The sequence below is a fragment of the Variovorax sp. P4_B10 genome (genome assembly GCF_056402375.1).
The window spans coordinates 26,995-45,215 of the sequence record NZ_JBFUHN010000045.1; the positions used below are offsets into that span (position 1 = coordinate 26,995).

General features: G+C 68.3%; 17 protein-coding genes. 8 read left to right on the forward strand and 9 right to left on the reverse strand.

Annotated elements, in window-relative coordinates:
• Positions 1-245 precede the first annotated feature (245 nt).
• The 4 genes from AC1DXX_RS20515 to AC1DXX_RS20530 all read right to left on the reverse strand — a co-directional run bounded on the left by AC1DXX_RS20515 (position 246) and on the right by AC1DXX_RS20530 (position 4,345).
• Positions 246-1,052: an SDR family NAD(P)-dependent oxidoreductase gene (locus AC1DXX_RS20515; RefSeq protein ID WP_478136052.1), complete on the reverse strand. Its 807-nt coding sequence runs from the start codon at positions 1,050-1,052 to the stop codon at positions 246-248.
• 98 nt (positions 1,053-1,150) lie between these two features.
• Positions 1,151-1,531 (reverse strand): YciI family protein, encoded by a 381-nt coding sequence (locus tag AC1DXX_RS20520; protein WP_478136053.1) that lies wholly within the window; start codon positions 1,529-1,531, stop codon positions 1,151-1,153.
• Between the two features lie 17 nt (positions 1,532-1,548).
• On the reverse strand, positions 1,549-2,823 hold the full coding sequence (locus AC1DXX_RS20525) for an RNA polymerase sigma factor (RefSeq protein ID WP_478136054.1): 1,275 nt from the start codon (positions 2,821-2,823) through the stop codon (positions 1,549-1,551).
• 94 nt (positions 2,824-2,917) lie between these two features.
• Positions 2,918-4,345: an aminotransferase-like domain-containing protein gene (locus tag AC1DXX_RS20530; protein ID WP_478136055.1), complete on the reverse strand. Its 1,428-nt coding sequence runs from the start codon at positions 4,343-4,345 to the stop codon at positions 2,918-2,920.
• Between the two features lie 167 nt (positions 4,346-4,512).
• Between AC1DXX_RS20530 and AC1DXX_RS20535 the strand changes: the two genes are divergently transcribed.
• Genes AC1DXX_RS20535 through AC1DXX_RS20565 form a run of 7 tightly spaced genes read left to right on the forward strand, consistent with a single transcriptional unit; the run spans position 4,513 to position 12,230 of the window.
• Positions 4,513-6,144: an ABC transporter substrate-binding protein gene (locus AC1DXX_RS20535; protein ID WP_478136056.1), complete on the forward strand. Its 1,632-nt coding sequence runs from the start codon at positions 4,513-4,515 to the stop codon at positions 6,142-6,144.
• Positions 6,145-6,156: 12 nt separating this feature from the next.
• Positions 6,157-7,098, forward strand: coding sequence for an ABC transporter permease (locus AC1DXX_RS20540; RefSeq protein WP_478136057.1), 942 nt, complete (start codon positions 6,157-6,159; stop codon positions 7,096-7,098).
• Positions 7,099-7,112: 14 nt separating this feature from the next.
• Entirely contained in the window at positions 7,113-7,985 is an 873-nt protein-coding gene (locus tag AC1DXX_RS20545; protein ID WP_478136058.1) for an ABC transporter permease, read from the forward strand.
• A gap of 12 nt (positions 7,986-7,997) precedes the next feature.
• Positions 7,998-9,635, forward strand: coding sequence for a dipeptide ABC transporter ATP-binding protein (locus tag AC1DXX_RS20550; RefSeq protein WP_478136059.1), 1,638 nt, complete (start codon positions 7,998-8,000; stop codon positions 9,633-9,635).
• On the forward strand, positions 9,632-10,372 hold the full coding sequence (locus AC1DXX_RS20555) for an AzlC family ABC transporter permease (protein WP_478136060.1): 741 nt from the start codon (positions 9,632-9,634) through the stop codon (positions 10,370-10,372). Before AC1DXX_RS20550 ends, AC1DXX_RS20555 begins: the two co-directional genes overlap by 4 nt.
• Positions 10,372-10,719, forward strand: a complete 348-nt coding sequence (locus tag AC1DXX_RS20560; protein WP_478136061.1) for an AzlD domain-containing protein — start codon at positions 10,372-10,374, stop codon at positions 10,717-10,719. Before AC1DXX_RS20555 ends, AC1DXX_RS20560 begins: the two co-directional genes overlap by 1 nt.
• A 38-nt stretch (positions 10,720-10,757) precedes the next feature.
• The gene (locus AC1DXX_RS20565; protein WP_478136062.1) at positions 10,758-12,230 is read left to right on the forward strand and encodes an amidase; all 1,473 of its coding nucleotides are present in this window, start codon (positions 10,758-10,760) and stop codon (positions 12,228-12,230) included.
• Positions 12,231-12,239: 9 nt separating this feature from the next.
• On the opposite strand, the gene AC1DXX_RS20570 is transcribed toward AC1DXX_RS20565, so the two are convergent.
• From AC1DXX_RS20570 to AC1DXX_RS20590, 5 genes are read right to left on the reverse strand one after another with little or no spacing between them, the layout of a single operon-like run.
• A complete protein-coding gene (locus tag AC1DXX_RS20570) occupies positions 12,240-13,052 on the reverse strand; it encodes an alpha/beta hydrolase (protein ID WP_478136063.1) in 813 nt (270 codons plus the stop codon).
• A gap of 5 nt (positions 13,053-13,057) precedes the next feature.
• Positions 13,058-13,897 (reverse strand): proteasome-type protease, encoded by an 840-nt coding sequence (locus AC1DXX_RS20575; protein WP_478136081.1) that lies wholly within the window; start codon positions 13,895-13,897, stop codon positions 13,058-13,060.
• Positions 13,898-13,925: 28 nt separating this feature from the next.
• Positions 13,926-16,583, reverse strand: a complete 2,658-nt coding sequence (gene mutS / locus AC1DXX_RS20580; protein ID WP_478136064.1) for a DNA mismatch repair protein MutS — start codon at positions 16,581-16,583, stop codon at positions 13,926-13,928.
• 29 nt (positions 16,584-16,612) lie between these two features.
• The gene (locus AC1DXX_RS20585) at positions 16,613-16,945 is read right to left on the reverse strand and encodes a helix-turn-helix domain-containing protein (protein WP_478136065.1); all 333 of its coding nucleotides are present in this window, start codon (positions 16,943-16,945) and stop codon (positions 16,613-16,615) included.
• 2 nt (positions 16,946-16,947) lie between these two features.
• Positions 16,948-17,283, reverse strand: a complete 336-nt coding sequence (locus tag AC1DXX_RS20590; RefSeq protein WP_478136066.1) for a type II toxin-antitoxin system RelE/ParE family toxin — start codon at positions 17,281-17,283, stop codon at positions 16,948-16,950.
• Between the two features lie 279 nt (positions 17,284-17,562).
• On the opposite strand from AC1DXX_RS20590, the gene AC1DXX_RS20595 reads away from it, so the two are divergent.
• Positions 17,563-18,192 carry a hypothetical protein gene (locus AC1DXX_RS20595; RefSeq protein WP_478136067.1) on the forward strand — a complete coding sequence of 210 codons (630 nt, stop codon included), beginning with the start codon at positions 17,563-17,565 and terminating at the stop codon, positions 18,190-18,192.
• Positions 18,193-18,221: the final 29 nt, after the last annotated feature.

Consider the following 18,221-nt stretch of genomic DNA (forward strand, 5'->3'; position numbering starts at 1 on the left):
CTCGGCATTCGGATCGGCGACAAGGCCAGTAGATCGTTTGTTCTTATTTTCAAGGATTGTTGCAGGGTATTGCCACCCGTATCTTCAAGTCGCGTCGATGCAGGGGGAATTGGGTGAACAGAAGCTATCGCTCTCTGTGGAATGCCAGCTTTGTGCGCGGATCGACGCGCGTACCCCGCCTTGGGGGGTACCTATGCCGTCCCCGGTGCGGGCGTCGGCGTGAGTGCGGGTCAAGGGGACGCGGGTCAGTCCAACGTCACGCCGCCGCTCATGTTGACCACCGTGCCGGTCATCGCGCCGGCGTGTTCCGAGGCCAGGAACACCGCGGTGCCCGCCATCTGGTCCAGCGACGGCAGCCGCTTCACCAGCAGCCCGGTCGGCTTGGCCGCGAGCATCTGCTCGACCGTCATGCCCATGCTTTCGGCCACCGGGCGGAAGACCTCGCGGCTGTGCGAGCCCGCTGCGGCGGCTTCGGGAATGGCATGCGAGCGGATGCACACGCTGCGGATATTGAAGGCCGCCAGCTCGCCCGCCATGTGGCGCATGAGCGCTTCGACGCCCGCACAGGCCACAGCGTGGCCGAGATAGCCCGGCCCCGGCAGCCGCGAGGCCGGCGTGGACACCGAAATGATCACGCCGCCGCCCTGCTGCGCCATGTGCGGGGCGACGGCCTTCGCGGTGAGGAAGTTGCTGCGCGTGTAGGCCTGGACCGGAAGGAAGTAGTCCTCCAGCGAGAGCGCCGACAGCGGCCGGCCCTGCACATGCATCACGCCGACGGCGTTGAACGCGATGTCGATGCCGCCGGCCCGTTCGGCCACGTCGTTGGCGTGGCGCAGCATGGCTGCTTCGTCGAGCGCGTCCACCACCGCCACTTCGGCGCGGCCGCCGGCGGCGGCGATGTCCTTCGCGACGGCATCGAGCTTCGCGCGCGTGCGGCCCGCGAGGAACACCTTCGCGCCCGCGCGGGCAAAGGCGCGGGCCACCGCGCCGCCAATGGCGCCGCCAGCGCCGTGGATGACGGCGCGCCTGTCCTTCAATGAATTCGACGACATGAGTTTCTCCTTGGTGTGCGCCCGGCGGAATGCGGGCGTTCGAACCAAGGACGCCGGCCGGTGGCGCGATCCGACAACGCCGTCGGAATTTTTTTCGATCAGACCTGCGGAATGCGCGGGGCGATCACGCCCGGGTCGTACCAGGTGACCGGCCGGATCTCGAACACGCCGCTCTCGAAGTCCAACTGGCGGGCGGCGTCCCGGGCCTGCTCGAGGGTGTCGCAGTCGACGATGTAGAGGCCCATCAGCTGTTCCTTGGTCTCGGCGAAGGGGCCGTCGGTGACCAGCGGATGGGCGTCGCCCGCACGGCGCACCGTGGTGGCGGTGTCGGGCATCAGGCGCAGCACCGTGCCGAGCCGGCCCTGGGACTGCAGTTCGTCCCGCAGGTCGGTGTGGCGTTCGAGCATCTCGTCTTCGACGCCCGGCGCCCAGGCGGCAACGGCGGATTCGGAACCGTAGATCAGGATGGAATAGAGCATCGGTCGTCCTTCTGTGGTCATGGAATCGTGGAGGAGGGGGCGGGCGCCGCCAGGCGGTCGAGCAGGGTGCGGATGTGCGCCGCCTCGGCGGCGGTGCGGGCGAGGGCGATGGCTTCCGAGAAGGCCGCATTCGCGTCGGCCGGGCGGCCCAGCTGCATCAGCAGTCCGCCCTTCAGGCCATGGAAATGGAAGTAGGCCGACAGCGGCCCGGCCAGCGGTCCGATCATCGCGAGCGCGGCTTCGGCCCCGCGCAGTTTGGCCACCGCCACCGCGCGGTTGAGCGTGACCACCGGCGAGGGCTGCAGCACCTCGAGCACCGCATAGAGCCGGTCGATCTCGGCCCAGTCGGTGTCGGCCGCACGGGCCGCCTGTGCGTGCGTGGCGGCGATCGCGGCCTGCAACTGGTAGGGGCCGGGCTGCCCTTGCCGCAGCGCGGCCTCGACCAGCGCCAGGCCTTCGCCGATCAGCGCGCGGTTCCAGCAGCCGCGGTCCTGGTCTTCGAGCAGCACGACCATGCCCTGCGCATCGAGCCGGGCGCCGGCGCGGGCATGCTGCAGCAGGAGCAGCGCGGCCAGGCCCATCAGCTCGGGCTCGTCGGGAAACAGCTCGCGCAGCAGCCGCGCGAGCCGGATCGCCTCTTCGCACAGCGCCGCGCGCACATGCTCGGTGCCGCCGCTGGCCGAGTAGCCTTCGTTGAAGAGCAGGTAGACGGTGGTGCTCACCGCGGCCAGCCGCTCGCCGCGCTCCCGCGCACCGGGGGCGTCGAAGGGAATGCCGGCCGAGGCGACGCGCTTCTTGGCGCGCGTGATGCGCTGTTCCATCGCGCTTTCGCCCACCAGGAAGGCGCGCGCGATCTCCTGCACCGAGAGGCCCGAGACGATGCGCAGCGCCAGCGCGATCTGCTGCGTCAACGGCAGCTCGGGATGGCAGCAGACGAACAGCAGGCGCAGCACGTCGTCACGGTAGTGCGCGCGGTCGAGCTGTTCGACGAGCCGGGCCTCGGCATCGCCGAGGTCGGAGAGGTCGGAGAGGGCGGCTTCGTCCTCGGGCAGCGCGTCGTGCAGGTTGCGGCGCCGCACCTCGTCGAGCGCGGCGTTGCGCCCCACGAAGATCAGCCAGGCCAGCGGGTCGCGCGGCGGGCCGCTGCCCGGCCAGTGCTGCAGGGCGCGCAGGCTGGCTTCCTGGAAGGCTTCCTCGGCCGTGTCGAGATCGCGGAAGTAGCGCAGCAGCGCCGCCACCGCGCGCGGGCGCGAGGCGGTGAGCGTGGTGGCGATCCAGGCGGTGTCGGTCATGCCGGCGGCATCCTTCGTTGTCTCCTGCCTTCAAGGACGAACGAGTATGCGTCGGGCCGACAGGGCCGGCAAAAAAAGCCGGCGGGCGGAGTGCTCAGCCCTTCAGGCGCAGCCTGCGCGCCTCCTGCGCCAGGAAGCGATAGAGCTTCGGATCGTCGGCATAGCCCACGTTGAACCGCAGCCAGGGCGTGGGCCGGAGGTCGGTGCGGAACAGGTCGCCCGGCGCGAGCAGGAAGCTCTCGGAGATGGCGCGTTGCGCCAGCGCGCGCATGTCGACATCGTCGCGCTCGAAACGCGCCCACAGAAAAGGCCCGCCCGCGGGCCGCGTGAAGAGCTGCATGCCGGCGGCCTCCAGCCGGTCGCACACGGTGGCCTGCGCCGCCTGCAGCCGCTCGGCCAGGCGTGCGAGATGCGCCCGGTAGCGGCCTTCCACCAGCACGCCGTGCAGCAGCCGCTCGGTGAGCTCCGAGGTGGTCAGGCTGTTGACCATCTTCTGCAGGATCATCTTTTCGGCGAACTCCTCGTTGCAGGCCACGAAACCCACGCGCAGGCTGGGCGATACCGTCTTGGAAAAGCTGCCGACGTGGATCACGCGCTGCAGCCGGTCGAGGCTCGCGAGCGAGGTGGCGCCGGGCGGCTCGAGGCCGGCCATGGCGTCGTTGTCGACGATGTGGAAGTCGAGCTGCTCGGCCAGCCGCAGCATCTGGTAGGCCACGGCCGGCGTGCACTGGCTGCCGGTGGGGTTGTGCAGGTTGGTGGTGGTGAAGAAGGCCTTGGCGCCATGGCGCTGCGCCAGCGCCTGCAGCGCCGCGAGGTCGGGGCCGTTCACCGTGCGCTCCACGCCGACCAGCTTCAGGTCCATCGAGCGCAGCATCGCGAACAGGTTGGTCGAGCCCGGCTCGTCCACCAGCACCACGTCGCGCGGCTGCAGCAGGCAGCGCGCCACCAGGTTCAGCGCCTGCGAGGCGCCGTGCGTCAGCACGATCTGGTGCGGCGCGGTCTCGATGCCCTTCTGCGCGAGCAGCGTCTGGATCTGCTGGCGCAGCGGCAGGTAGCCGTAGGGCGTGCCGTAGTTCGCGAGCCCGGCGGCGGACTTGCGCGACAGCGCGGCCAGCGCGCGCCGCACGCCGTCTATGTGCAGCATTTCGGGCGGAACCCAGCCGCAGCCCGCATTGAGCAGGGTGCGGTCGTCTTCGTACACATGCTTCAGCAGCCAGAGCGAGTCGACCGAGGTGCGCCCCAGGAAGGGCTTGCGCCGCGTGGCGGCGCGCTCCACCTCGGCAACGTAGTAGCCGCTGGCGCGCCGCGCCTCCACATGGCCCTCGGCGACCAGGCGCTGGTAGGCGTTGGTCACGGTCATGGTGCTCACCTCGCAATCCTTGGCGAGTGCGCGCACCGAAGGCAGCTTGTCGCCGGGCTTCATCGCACTCGATGCGATCTGCGCCAGCAGGGCGTCGTAGAGCTGGCGAACCAGGGGCGTGGGCAGCGAAGGGTCGAGGGCGATCACGGCAAAGGCATGCACGGTTTGTGGGCGCAGAAAGCCCCAACAGGGGGACGGACGGCGACTGTTCTACTACAGAAGGATTCAACTGTATATATGCATTTCTTCCGCCGCCTGACCCAATGGAGCCCTCGCCGCCGCATGCCATCCGGGTGCCGGCACCGCGTTCCATCACTTCAGGAAATCACATGCAACCGCAGCTCTTCTCGCACTCGCCCGCCCATCCGGCCGGCTCCTTGTCGCGCCGCCTTGCCCGATGGGGCGCCGCCGCACTGCTGGCCGGCGCGGCCGCCGGAACCTTCGCTCCCGCGATGGCGCAGACCACCACCCTCAAGATCATTCCGAGCAGCAACATCACGGTGCTCGACCCGATCTGGACCACCGCCTACGTGACGCGCAACTTCGGCTACATGGTCTACGACACGCTCTTCGCCACCGACCTCGAAGGCCGGATCAAGCCGCAGATGGTCGACAAGTGGAAGGTGTCCGCCGACAACAAGACCTGGACCTTCACGCTGCGCGACGGCCTCGAGTTCCACGACGGCAAGCCCGTCACCAGCGAAGACGTGGTGGCCTCCATCAAGCGCTGGGCCAGCCGCGACACCTTCGGTGCGCAGCTTTCCAAGGTTACCGAGCGCTACGAGACGCCCGATGCCAGGACCTTCTCGATCGTGCTGAAGGAGCCCTTCGGCCTGGTGCTCGAAGCGCTGGGCAAGCCGTCGTCCAACGTGCCCTTCATCATGCCCAAGCGCGTTGCCGACACATCGGGCGACACGCAGATCAAGGAGTCGATCGGCTCCGGCCCCTACGTCTTCAAGGCCGACGAGTTCCGCCCCGGCGAACGCGTGGTGTTCACCAAGAACACGCGCTACAAGCCGCGCGCCGAAGCACCCTCGGGCACGGCCGGCGGCAAGAACGTGTACGTGGACCGCGTGGAGTGGCTCATCATCCGCGACGCACAGACGCAGATGAATGCGCTGCTCAACGGCGAGGCCGACATCCTCGAGCAGCCCGCCTTCGAGCAGTACGCCACGCTGCGCACCAACCCCGACATCCAGCTGGTCGACGCCCAGCCCGCGGGCAACCAGTTCATCCTGCGCTTCAACTTCCTGCAGCCGCCGTTCAACGACGAGAAGGTGCGCCGCGCCGCGCTGGTGGCGCTGGGGCAGGAGGCCTTCCTGCGCACCCAGGTCGGCACGCCCGGCCTCACGCGCTACTGCAAGAGCATGTTCCCCTGCGGCACGCTGTTCGAGTCGGAGCAGACCGGCGACTACACCGGCGTCGCCAATCCGCAGAAGGCCAAGGCGCTGCTGCAGGACGCCGGCTACAAGGGCGAGCCCGTGGTGCTGATGCGCCCGACCGACAACCCGACCATCGGCAAGCTGCCGCTGGTGGCCAAGCAGCAGCTCGAGCAGGCCGGCTTCAAGGTCGACATGCAGTCGATGGACTGGTCCACGCTGGTGGCGCGCCGCGCCAAGAAGGATGCGCCTACGGCCGGCGGCTGGAGCGCGTTCATGACCTCGTGGACCGCGTCGGACATCCTCAACCCGATCACCATGGCCATGATGAACGCCACCGGCGAGAAGGGCTGGTTCGGCTGGCAGACCGACGCGAAGCTCGAGGAAATCAAGGTGCAGTTCGCCCAGGCCAAGACCGACGCCGAGAAGAAGAAGCTCGCGCAGGCCGCCCAGTTGCGCGCCTTCGAGACCGCCACGCATGTGCCCGTCGGCCAGTACAACCAGCCCGCCGCGGTGCGCAAGAACGTGAGCGGCCTGGTGCCGGCCGGTGCGCAGGTGTACTGGAACATCAAGAAGCAATAAGAGCGTCCGCCCATGCTGACCTTCCTCGGCAAGCGCCTGCTCGCCACCGTCCCCGTGCTGCTGGTCGTGGCGATCGCGATCTTCATGATCGTGCGCCTCACGCCCGGCGACCCCGCAGCCGTCATCGGCGGCAACAGCGCCACCAACGAAGACCTGGACCGCATCCGCGTGCAGCTCGGCCTGACCAAGCCGCTGTGGACGCAGTTCGCGATCTGGGGCAACGGCGTGCTGCACGGCGACCTGGGCTTCTCGTTCTTCCTGAACAAGCCGGTGCTGGAACTCATCGGCCAGCGCATGGAGCCCACGCTCTCGCTGGCCGGCGGCACGCTGCTGCTGGCGGTGGCCATCGCGCTGCCCTTGGGCACGCTGGCCGCATGGCGCATGGGCGGCTGGCTCGACAAGGCCGTGATGGCCTTCTCGGTGGCTGGCTTTTCGGTGCCGGTGTTCGTGGTCGGCTATGTGCTGATCTACCTGTTGGCGATGAAGCTGCAGTGGTTTCCGGTGCAGGGCTACCGGCGCATCGGCGACGGTGTGGGGCCGTGGCTCAACCAGCTTGTGCTGCCGTGCCTCACGCTGGCCATCACCTACGTGGCGCTGCTGTCGCGGGTGACACGTGCGGCGGTGAGCGAGGCGCTCACCGAAGACTTCATCCGCACCGCGCGCGCCAAGGGCATCACCGAGCTGGAAGTGCTCAAGCACCACGCGCTGCGCAACGCCGCGGTGCCGGTGGTCACGGTGATCGGTGTCAGCGCCGCACTGCTGCTGGGCGGCGTGGTCGTCACCGAGACGGTGTTTGCCATTCCGGGGCTCGGCCAGCTCACGGTCGATGCGGTGCTGAATCGCGACTTTCCGGTGCTGCAGGGCGTGGTGCTGTTCTTCGCGGTGGTCTACGTTGCCGTCAACCTGCTGGTCGACGTGAGCTATCTCTTCCTCGACCCTCGGATTCGCTACTGATTCCGCTACCGATCATGAACACCCTCAAGAGACTCTGGCGCCACAGCGCCGTGCGCGGCGGCATCGTCGTGCTAGCCGCGCTGGCGCTGCTGGGCGTCCTCGCGCCCTGGCTCGGCACCTTCGATCCGTCCGCGATGGACCCGGGCTTCATCTCGGTCGGCGCGGGTACTGCGGGCCAGGTGACCATGCCCGACGGCGCACAGTTCGCCCACACCTTCTGGATGGGCAGCGACAGCGTCGGGCGCGACGTGTGGAGCCGCGTGCTCTACGGCACCCGCATCTCGATGACGGTGGGCCTGTTCACCGCCTTCGTCGCCATCGCTTTCGGCTGCCTGCTGGGCATGCTGGCCGGCTACTTCCGCGCTGTCGATGCGGTGCTGATGCGCGTGATGGACGGCGTGATGGCCATTCCGGCCGTGCTGCTCGCGATCACGCTGGTGGCCGTGCTCGGCGCCAGCCTGCCGACCGTGATCCTGGCCATCGCCGTGCCCGAGGTGCCGCGCGTCACGCGGCTGGTGCGGGCATTGGTGATGAGCCTGCGCGACGAGCCCTTCGTGGAAGCGGCCCGCGCGCTGGCCACCGCCGACGCCACCATCCTCTGGCGCGACATCCTGCCCAACGCGCTCGCACCGCTGATCGTGCAGGGCACCTTCATCGCGGCCTCGGCCGTGCTGACCGAGGCCATCCTGAGCTTCCTCGGCCTGGGCCTGCCGTCGGATGTGCCGACCTGGGGAAACATCATGGCCGAGGGGCGCGTGCAGTTCTCGCAAAGCCCCGGCAACGTGCTGTTCCCGGCGCTCTTCCTGGTCCCCACGGTGCTCGCGATCAACATGCTCGGCGACGGGCTGCGCGACGTGCTCGACCCCAAGTTTTCCAAACGCGTCTGAGGCGCCGATTCCATGACCGATTCCAACCGAAGCGCCGCGATCCTCGAAGTGCGCGGCCTGCAGGTCGCGCTGCCGTCCGACGCCGACCGCCCGCATGCCATCGAAGGGCTCGACCTGCGCATCGAGGCCGGGCGCACGCTGTGCATCGTGGGCGAATCCGGCTCCGGCAAGTCCGTGCTGGCCACGACCGTGATGGGGCTGCTGGCCAAGGGGCTGACGCTCAAGGCGGGCCAGGTGATCCTGTCCGGCGAAACGCTGGTCGAGCAGGGCCGCTTCGTCTCCGACAAGCGGCTGCGCCAGTTGCGCGGCACCGGCATGGGCATGGTGTTCCAGGAACCGATGACCGCGCTCAACCCGGTGCTGAGCTGCGGCGAGCAGGTCGACGAGCTGCTGCGCACGCACACATCGTGGAGCGCGGCCGAGCGCAAGGCGCACATCCTCTCGATCTTCGAGCGCGTGCGGCTGCCCGACCCGGCGCGCATCCATGCGAGCTACCCGCACCAGCTCTCGGGCGGGCAGCGGCAGCGCATCGTGATCGCGATGGCCATCATCCTGAAGCCGCGCCTGCTGATCTGCGACGAGCCGACCACCGCGCTGGACGTGACCACGCAGGCCGAGATCCTCAAGCTCATCGCCGAGCTGCAGGCGGAGCAGGGCAGCGCGGTGCTCTTCATCACGCACGACATGGGCGTGGTCGCCGAGATCGCCGACGACGTGATGGTGATGCACCGCGGCGCGCTGGTGGAGCAGGGCCCGTGCGAACAGGTGCTGCGCAGCCCGCGCGAGGCCTACACGCGCATGCTGCTCGACGCCGTGCCGGGCATGACGCCGCCGCCCGCGCGTTCGCTGCCGGGCGGCAAGCCGCTGCTCAGCGGCACGGGTGTCGGCAAGGTCTACACGCGGCGCGACTGGATGGGCCGCGCGAAGCACAACACCGCGCTGCAGGACGCGAGCGTGTCGGTGCACCGCGGCGAGACGGTCGGCGTGGTGGGCGAGTCGGGCTCGGGCAAATCGACCTTCGCGCGCTGCATGATCCGGCTCATCGCGCCGAGCACGGGCAGCATCCTGTGGGGCGATGCCGAAGTGCGCAACCTGCCGGAAGGCCGCCTGCGGCCGCTGCGCTCGCGCGTGCAGGTGGTGTTCCAGGACCCGAACCGCTCGCTCAACCCGCGGCGCACCGTGGGCTCGTCGATGGTCGAGGGCGCGATGAACTTCGGCCTGAGCAGGCTGCACGCGCGCCGGACCGCCGAAGAGCTGATGGACCGCATCCAGCTGCCGCGCACCGCGCTCGACCGCTACCCGCACCAGTTCTCCGGCGGCCAGCGCCAGCGCCTCGCGATTGCGCGCGCCATCGCCTGCCAGCCGCAGGTGCTGGTGGCCGACGAGGCCGTGTCGGCGCTCGACGTGTCGGTGCAGGCGCAGATCCTCGACCTGCTGCGCGAGATCCAGCGCGACCTGGGCCTGGGCATCCTGTTCATCACGCACGACCTGCGCGTGGCTGCGCAGCTGTGCGACCGGGTGATCGTGATGAGCCAGGGCCGCATCGTGGAGCAGGGCGCCACCGGCCAGGTGTTCAACGCACCGGCCAACGACTATACGCGGCGGCTGCTGGCGGCCGCGCCGCGTGCGGAACTGGCGAGCCGGCAGTGAGCGTGCGCAGTACCTGGCGCACATCGATCGACGATCCGGCGTGGCGCGCCGCGTTCGCGCAGGGGCGGCGCGACATCGCCGGCGCCGCGCTCGGCACCATGGCCATGGGGCTCGTGGCCGGCGTGGCGATGGCCAAGAGCGGTGTCGGGCTGGGCGTGATCCTGGCCATGTCGCTGCTGGTGTTCGCGAGCGCATCGCAGTTGGCCTGCCTGCCGCTCATCGCAGCCGGCGCGCCGCTGTGGGTGATCGTTGCGACGGCCTGCGTGCTGAACCTGCGCTTCGTCGTGTTCAGCGCGAACTGGCGCCGCTACTTCGGTCGGCACCGTCGGCTGGCGCGCGTGCTGCTGTCCTACCTCGCTGGCGATCCGGTGTATGCGCAGTTCGTGCAGCGGCATCCGGAGCCGTTGCCCACCGGCCGTGCGACGCCGCAGCAGCAGGGCTACTTCCTCGGGCTGGCACTGACCAACTGGGCGGCCTGGCATGTGGCGTCGCTTGCGGGCATCTTCCTGGCCGACGCGATTCCCGCGGCGTGGGGCCTTCGCTTCATCGGCGTGCTCGCACTGCTGGCGCTCGCGCTGCCGATGCTCACCGACCGCGCCGTGCGCTGCTCGGCGCTGGCCGCGGGCGCCGTCGCGCTGGCCACGGCCTCGTGGCCGATGGGGCTCAACGTGGTCGCGGCGATTGCCACGGCCTTCGTGGCCGGCGCCTGGGCCGATCGCCGGTGGAGCGCGCGCTGATGATGCACCTGGGTCACGACGCGTACGTCTGGCTGGCCGTGGGGGCGCTGGTGGGGGTGACCGTGCTCACCCGCAGCTTCTTCCTGCTGCCGGACAGCGAGCCGAAGCTGCCCGGCTGGCTGTGGCGCGGACTGCGCCATGCGCCGGTCGCGGCCCTGCTGGCGATGGTGCTGCCGGACGTCTTCCTGAGCAATGGACACATGCTGGCCGACTGGCGCGACGCGCGCCTCTTTGCAGTGGGCGCTGCATTGGCCTACTACCTTGTCCGGCGGAACGATGCGACCGGCACGATCCTGGTCGGCACAGGTACGCTGATGCTGCTCAGGCTCGGCTTCGGATGGCCTTGAGACGACATACTTTTTTGATGCGAAATGGAGAACATGAGATGACGCTGGCAATGAGCTGGAACGAATGGGCCGATCACGACGGCATCGGGTTGGCCGAACGGGTGCGCAAGGGCGACGTGACGGCGGCGGAGCTGGCGGCCCAGGCGGCGGCCGGCATCGCGAAGCTCAACCCGCAACTGGACGCGGTGGTCGAGGTGTTCGACGACGTGGTGGCCGATCCGCTGAAGGACGGCATGAACCCCGAGGGCGTGTTCGCAGGCCTGCCCTACCTGATGAAGGACCTGGGCCCCACGCTGAAGGGCCGGCTGCAGGAGTTCGGCTCGATGATGATGCAGGGCCATCGCCCGGCGGCGGACAGCTTCCTCACGCAGCAACTGCGCAAGGCGGGTCTCAACATCGTGGGCCGCAGCACCACGCCCGAGTTCGGCGTCTGCAGCTCGGCCGAGAACGCGCTCTGCACCACGCGCAACCCGTGGGATCTCGAATACACCACCTGCGGTTCGTCGGCCGGCACGGCCGCAGCCGTTGCGGCCGGCGTGCTGCCGCTGTCCCACGCCACCGACGGCGGCGGCTCCATCCGCATCCCTGCCGGCGTGAACGGCAACATCGGCCTGAAGGTGTCGCGCGGCGTGTTCTCGCTGGCGCCCGGCCTGTCGGACCTCTCGGGGCTGGTATCGATCCAGGGCTGCCACAGCCGCACCGTGCGCGACACGGCGGCCTTCGTCGACCACTGCCGCGGCGGTGCGCCCGGCGAGTTCATGCCCTTCTGGTCGCCGGCCGAGCCGTACAGCGAGCTCATCAAGAAGGACCCGGGCCGCCTGCGCATCGCGCTGTCGCACGCGTGGGGCGACTTCCGCGCGACGCCGCATTTCGTGGCCGAGCTGGAGCGCGTCGGCCGTTTTCTCGAAGGCCTGGGCCATCACGTCGAATGGGCGCTGCCCGAGGTCGACTTCCAGACGGCCTTTGCCGCCCAGACCACCTGCTACATCAGCAACTTCGCACAGGTCATCGCGGGCCAACTCGCGCGGCTGGGGCTCGAGAAACCGCCAGCGGAGCTGCTGGAGCCCATCAACATCAAGATCTGGGAAGCGGGCCTGCACACCTCGTACACCGAGCGCTCGAAGATGCAGGCGGTGTTCAACACCACCTCGCGCGCCTTCGGCAATTTCTTCCAGGACTGGGACATCATCCTCACGCCGGTCACCGCGCTGCCCACGCCCAAGGTCGGCACCAGCGCGTACCTGACGACCAGCACCAACCCCTCGGTGCACGACTGGTTCGCCAACCTCTGGCAGAACTTCGCCTACACGCCGCTGGCCAACCTGTGCGGCATGCCGGGCATCTCGCTGCCGATGGCCAGCCAGGAGAACGGCCTGCCGCTCGGCATCCAGGCACAGGCGGCCCAGGCCAACGACGGCCTGCTGTTGCAGCTGGCAGCGCAGATCGAGCGGGCCATCGGCGGCCAATGGAATGCCGGCCAGCGGCCGGGGGTGCACGTCACCAGGGGGTGACGCGGGCGTTCAGAGCAGGTTGCGCAGCGCCGCTTCGACAGCCGCCGCCGTGGCCAGCGGCTTTTCCATCGGGAACAGGTGGCTGCCGTCGAGCATCGTGATGCGCCCCTTGGTGACCTGCTCGGTCATCGCCATGCCCACCTGCTTCATCTCGGCCGATTGCCGCCCGCCGATGAAGGCCGCCTTGCACTTGAGCGGATGGCGGCGCAGCAGCGCGCCGAGGTTGTGGGGCAGGGTGTTGTAGATCGCGGTTTCGACGTCGCGGTCGAAGCTCAGCTGGCGGCCGTCGTCGCCGCTCTTGTCGCCGTCGAAGGTGCCGTGGTCGATGTAGTCGTGCAGCACCTGCTCGTCCCACTTCGCAAAGGCCTTCTTGCTGCGGAAGTGCTCGAACACCGCCTCGCGGTGCGCCCAGGTGTTCTTGCGCCTGCGGCTGATGGCGCCGGGCGAAATGCTCTTCATGAACGGCGTGCGCTTGACCACGTTGAGCGTGTTGGCGCGCCATCCGCCGAGGATCGGCGAATCGATCAGCACCACGCCGCGCGCGAGCGCCGGGTGCAGCGCCGCGCACATCAGGCTCAGGAACCCCCCGAGCGAATGGCCGACCAGGAACACCGGCCCGCCCGCGCGGTCGGCGCGCAGCTGGGCAAAGTCGGCCAGCTGCTGCACCAGGTGCGGCCAGTTGTCGGTGACGGGGTACTTCGGGTCGTGCCCGAATTTCTCGATGGCATCGACCTCGAAGCCGCGGTTGCGCAGGCTGTCGAGAACGACGCGGTAAGTGCTCGCAGGGAAGCTGTTGCCGTGCGAGAAGACGACCGGAGGCACGGGGTTCAGATCAGCTTTTCGTCGGGTGTGGAGATCTTGCGCAGCGGGCTGTGGCGGGTTGCCGGCATCTTCAGCGGATGCTCGGTGGCGGCGTCGTCCCACACCGGGTCCTCGATGCTGTCGAACACCTCGCGCAGCTTCTGGCCCCAGCTGTTGTGCATCATGCGGTAGTAGGGGTTGTCGGCATCGATGCAGATCACCCGGTCGGTCTCGAACTTGTTGGCCTCGTACACCACCAGGTCGAGCGGCAGGCCCACCGAGAGGTTCGACTTCATGGTCGAGTCCATCGACACCAGCGCGCACTTGGCGGCCTCGTCGAGCGGGGTTTCGGGCGTGAGCACGCGGTCGAGCACCGGCTTGCCGTACTTCGATTCGCCCACCTGGAAGTAGGGCGTCTCGGTGGTCGCTTCGATGAAATTGCCCGCGGCATAGACCAGGAACAGGCGCATGCCTTCGCCCTTGACCTGCCCGCCGAAGATGAAGGACACGTTGAAGTCGAGCCCCGCATGCTTGAGCGCCTCGGCATCGCGGTCGTACACATGGCGCACCGCCGAGCCGAGCACGCGCGCGGCGTCGAACATGCTCCTGGCGTTCCAGATGGTGATCGGGTCGCCCTGCGTGCCGTCTTCGCGGACCTCGCGCAGTTCCTCGATCTGCAGGATCTCGCGCACCGACTGCGAAATGCTCAGGTTGCCCGAAGACTGCAGCACCATCACCCGGTCGCCCGGCTTCTCGTAGACGATCATCTTGCGGAAGGTGCTGATGTGGTCCACGCCCGCGTTCGTGCGCGAGTCGGAGAGAAACACCAATCCGGCGTTGAGTTTGATGCCTACGCAATAAGTCATGAGTTCGTCTCGCATGAATCAGGCCCGCTCAGGCGGCACTGCGTTCACGCGTGTTCAGTTTCTGGAGGGCATAGAGCGCGTCGAGGGCTTCGCGCGGGCTCATCGTGTCGGGGTCGAGGGCAGCCAGCGCGGATTCTACGGCGCTTGCCAGCGGCGTTTCGGCCACCGGCGGGGGCGCAAACAGGTCGACCTGTGCACGCGTTTGGGCATGCTGCGATTCAAGTGCCTCCAGCGCCTGCCGCGCATGGTTCACCACCGCCGCGGGCATGCCGGCAAGCCGCGCCACCTGGATGCCGTAGCTCTTGCTGGCCGGGCCGGGCTGCATTTCGTGCAGGAACACGATGTCGCGGCCTGCCTCGGTGGCGCTCACGTGCATGTTCACCGCGCCGTGGTGCGTGGCCGGAAACTCGGTCAGCTCGAAGTAGTGGGTCGCGAACAGGGTGAAGGCCTTGCTGCGGTCGTGCAGCTGGGCCGCGATGCCGGCCGCGAGTGCCAGCCCGTCGAAGGTGCTGGTGCCGCGGCCGATTTCGTCCATCAGCACCAGCGACTGCGCGGTGGCGCTGTGCAATATCTGCGCGGCCTCGGTCATTTCGAGCATGAAGGTCGATTGCGCGTTGGCCAGGTCGTCGGCCGCGCCGATGCGGGTGTGGATCGCGTCGATCGGCCCGAGCCGGCAGGCGGCCGCCGGCACGTGCGAGCCGATGGAGGCCAGCAGCACGATGATGGCCACCTGCCGCATGTAGGTCGACTTGCCGCCCATGTTGGGGCCGGTGATGACCTGCATGCGCTGCTGCGGTCCGAGCTGCGTGTCGTTGGCGATGAAGCCGCCCGACGACTTTTCGGCCAGCCGCGCCTCCACCACCGGGTGGCGGCCCTGCTGGATCTCGATGCACGGGTGCGACACGAAGCTCGGCGCGCGCCAGTGCAGCGTGTGCGATCGCTCGGCCAGCGCGCACAGCGCATCGAGCGTGGCAATGCCGCCGGCCAGTTGCGTGAGCGCGGGCACCGAGGGCTGCAGCGCATCGAGCAGCTGTTCGTAGAGCCACTTCTCGCGGGCCAGCGCGCGGTCTTGCGCGCTCAGCGCCTTGTCCTCGAAGGCCTTCAGCTCGGGCGTGATGAAGCGCTCGGCGTTTTTCAGCGTCTGGCGGCGGCGGTAGTTGTCGGGCACCTTCGAGAGCGCGCTTTGCGTCACCTCGATGTAGAAGCCGTGCACGCGGTTGAACTGCACCCGCAGGTTGCTGATGCCGGTGCGCTCGCGCTCGCTGACTTCGAGCTTCAGCAGGAAGTCGTCGCAGTTGTCGCTGATGGCGCGCAGCTCGTCGAGCTCGGCGTCGTGGCCCGTGGCGATCACGCCGCCATCGCGTACCAGCGCCGACGGGTCGGGCTTGATCGCGCTCACGAGCAGGTCGGCGCAGCCCGGGGGCGGTGCGAGTCGCTCGGAGATCTGGGCCAGAAGCGCCGCGGATGCAGGAAGCAGGGGCGCCAGTTGCTCTGCCTTGGCCAGCGCGAGCCGCAGCGCCAGCAGTTCGCGCGGGCGCACTTGCCTGAGCGCGATGCGCGCCGCAATGCGTTCCACGTCACTCGTGTTCTTGAGCTGCTCGCGCAGCGTGCGCCAGGGCGCGGCCGTGCCGCCCAGCACCGTGGACTGCAGCGCGCCGATGGCTTCGAGCCGGGCCTGCGCCTCGCTGCGGTCGCGCCGCGGCGAAAGCAGCCAGCGCTTCACGAGCCGGCTGCCCATGCCCGTCATGCAGGTGTCGAGCAGCGAGAACATCGTGGGCGCGTCTTCGCCGCGCAGCGTCTGCACCAGCTCGAGGTTGCGCCGCGTGGTGGGCGGCAGCTCGATCAGGTCGCCGTCGCGCTCGACCGAAAGCCGCTGCACGTGCGAAAGGGCGCGGCCCTGCGTGTGCTCGGCGTAGCCCAGCAACGCGGCGGCCGCGGCATGCGCGTTGGTGAGCGATTCGGCATTCCAGGCCGCAAGGCTGTTGCTGCCCATCTGCTCGCTGAGCTTGCGCTCGCCCAGGCCGCCGTCGAATTGCCACGCCGGGCGGATCGAGAGCGTGAAGGGCGTGGCGCCGCGAGCGGCCTTCAGGCGCTGCTCGAAAGCAGGCGTTACTTCGGCGCTGTAGAGCAGCTCGCTCGGCGCGATGCGCGCGATCCAGGCTTCGAGTGCATCGGCCGGGCATTCGGCCAGCCGCAGCTCGGCGCCCGTCACGCTGAGCCAGGCCAGCCCGCAGAAATTGCGCGTGCCCGCATGCACCGCCAGCAGCAGCGATTCGCTCTTGTCGTTCAGCAGTTCCGAATCGGTCAGCGTGCCGGGCGTGACCACCCGCACCACCTTGCGCTCCACCGGCCCCTTGCTGGCGCCGACTTCGCCCACCTGCTCGCAGATGGCGACCGATTCGCCCAGCTTGATGAGCCGCGCGAGGTAGGTGTCGACCGCATGGAAGGGCACGCCGCACATCACCACCGGCTGGCCGGCCGACTGGCCGCGCTGGGTGAGGGTGATGTCGAGCAGGCGGGCCGCCTTTTCGGCGTCGGCCCAGAACAGCTCGTAGAAATCGCCCATCCGGTAGAACAGCAGGGTGTCCGGATGGTCGGCCTTCAGGCCCAAGTACTGCGCCATCATGGGCGTGTGCCCGGAAATGTCGCTGGTCGAAGGAGTGGGGTGGGCAGTCGTCGTTTTCACTCGGGCGATTATCGGGGCAGGCGGACGGCTCAGCCGACCACCAGCTTGACCGGCTTGCCGATACGGCTGAGCATTTCAACCAGCGTGTCGATGGTGAACTTGGCTGTCTTCCTGTTCACCACGTCGGAAACCCGAGGGCGGGAAACCATCAGGATTTCAGCCGCCTCGGCCTGCTTCAGGTGATGCTCTGCGATCCAGTTCGACAACTCTTCCATGAGTTGCTGTTTCAACAGCCGCGTGTCGTTGATCTGCTTTTGCGACGCAGCCTGCAGGCGCTTGGCCTCGGCGGGCGGAAAGCCCAACTCGAGGAAGAGATTGGCGCCGGGCTTGGTGACGTGGTGAATTGCGGTGTCGGTCTTCATGGTCAATTCTTCCTTGCCTCGACCACCGCGCGATAGCGCGCTTCTGCGATGGCCTTGTCATGCTGACTGGTCGCCTGCGTTTTCTTTTGGAAGCAATGCAGGACATAGATTGCTTCTTCGAACTTGGCCACGTACATCACGCGGTAGATGCCGCTTGAATCCCTGAGGCGAATCTCCCGCGTGCCGGGGCCCACATCGTTGAATGGCTTCCAGTCCGTCGGGTCCAGTCCGGCCTGGACCTTGCCCAATTCGAAACCGGCTGCACGGCGCGGTTCCATGGGGAAGGCCAGCAGATCCACATACGAAGAGCCCACCCACCGGATTTCTTTCTCGTCCATCGACGCGCCTGTGTCTGTATAAGATTTTATACGCGAAAGCCGGATGCAACCTGCGCAATGGCTCCCCCCTGATTCCGCATTGTCGATACGGCATGGATGCTTTCGCATCGCGTGACCCCATCTCGACTCCGATTACCGTGAACTTTGCGAGGTACCAATGCAGATCAACTGCATGGCCTACGGAAACGGCGCCAAGCTCGCCGACATTCAGGTCAATCAGCGCGCATCCACCGCTCTAAAATCCGCCAGCGCAATCCCCGCGTGAAGAACAAGGCGCCCATGGCCCAGCTGGATGAATTCAAAGGCCCTGAAGCGGACGCCACCGCGCTGCCCGACACCGCCACCTTGCCCGCCGAGCTCGCGGCGCTGTATCTCTGCATGTCGCCGGCCCAACTCGCCGAACTGCGCAAGTCGAAACGGCCCGATGGGCGCGCGGGCAACGGCTCGCCCATCATCAAGCCCGTGGAAGGCGGTGCGGCCGGGCAGAAAGAGCCGGTGCTCTACAAGCTCGGCGCCTTGCGCGATTTTGCGAAGACGCACACCGCCCCATCCGCCTTCGATGCCGCGTTGAACACCGGCATGCTGGGCTGGGTGTCCGCAAAGCTGCCTTTCTTTGCCGAGCTCGAGCCCCGCGTCAAGCGGGGTCGGCGTGTGCTCATCGGCGGCGCCTGGGACCGCGCGGACCCCCTGCGCGAGAAACGCTTCGTGGACCTGGCGAAAGGCCGGATCCGCTTCGCATCGCTGACATGCGCCGAAGCCGCAACGAGCCTGTGGGCCGACGCTGCGAGCCACGCCGCGTTCGCCGAAAAGGGGCTCGCCTTGCTCCGGAGCGAGACGCAGGCCATCGAGGCGTCGCTGGAAGCGACCGGCCTCCTGGCTGCGGCTTCGAATTCCGATGCGGTGAACTGACCCACCCCAAGATTGAACATGGACGAATA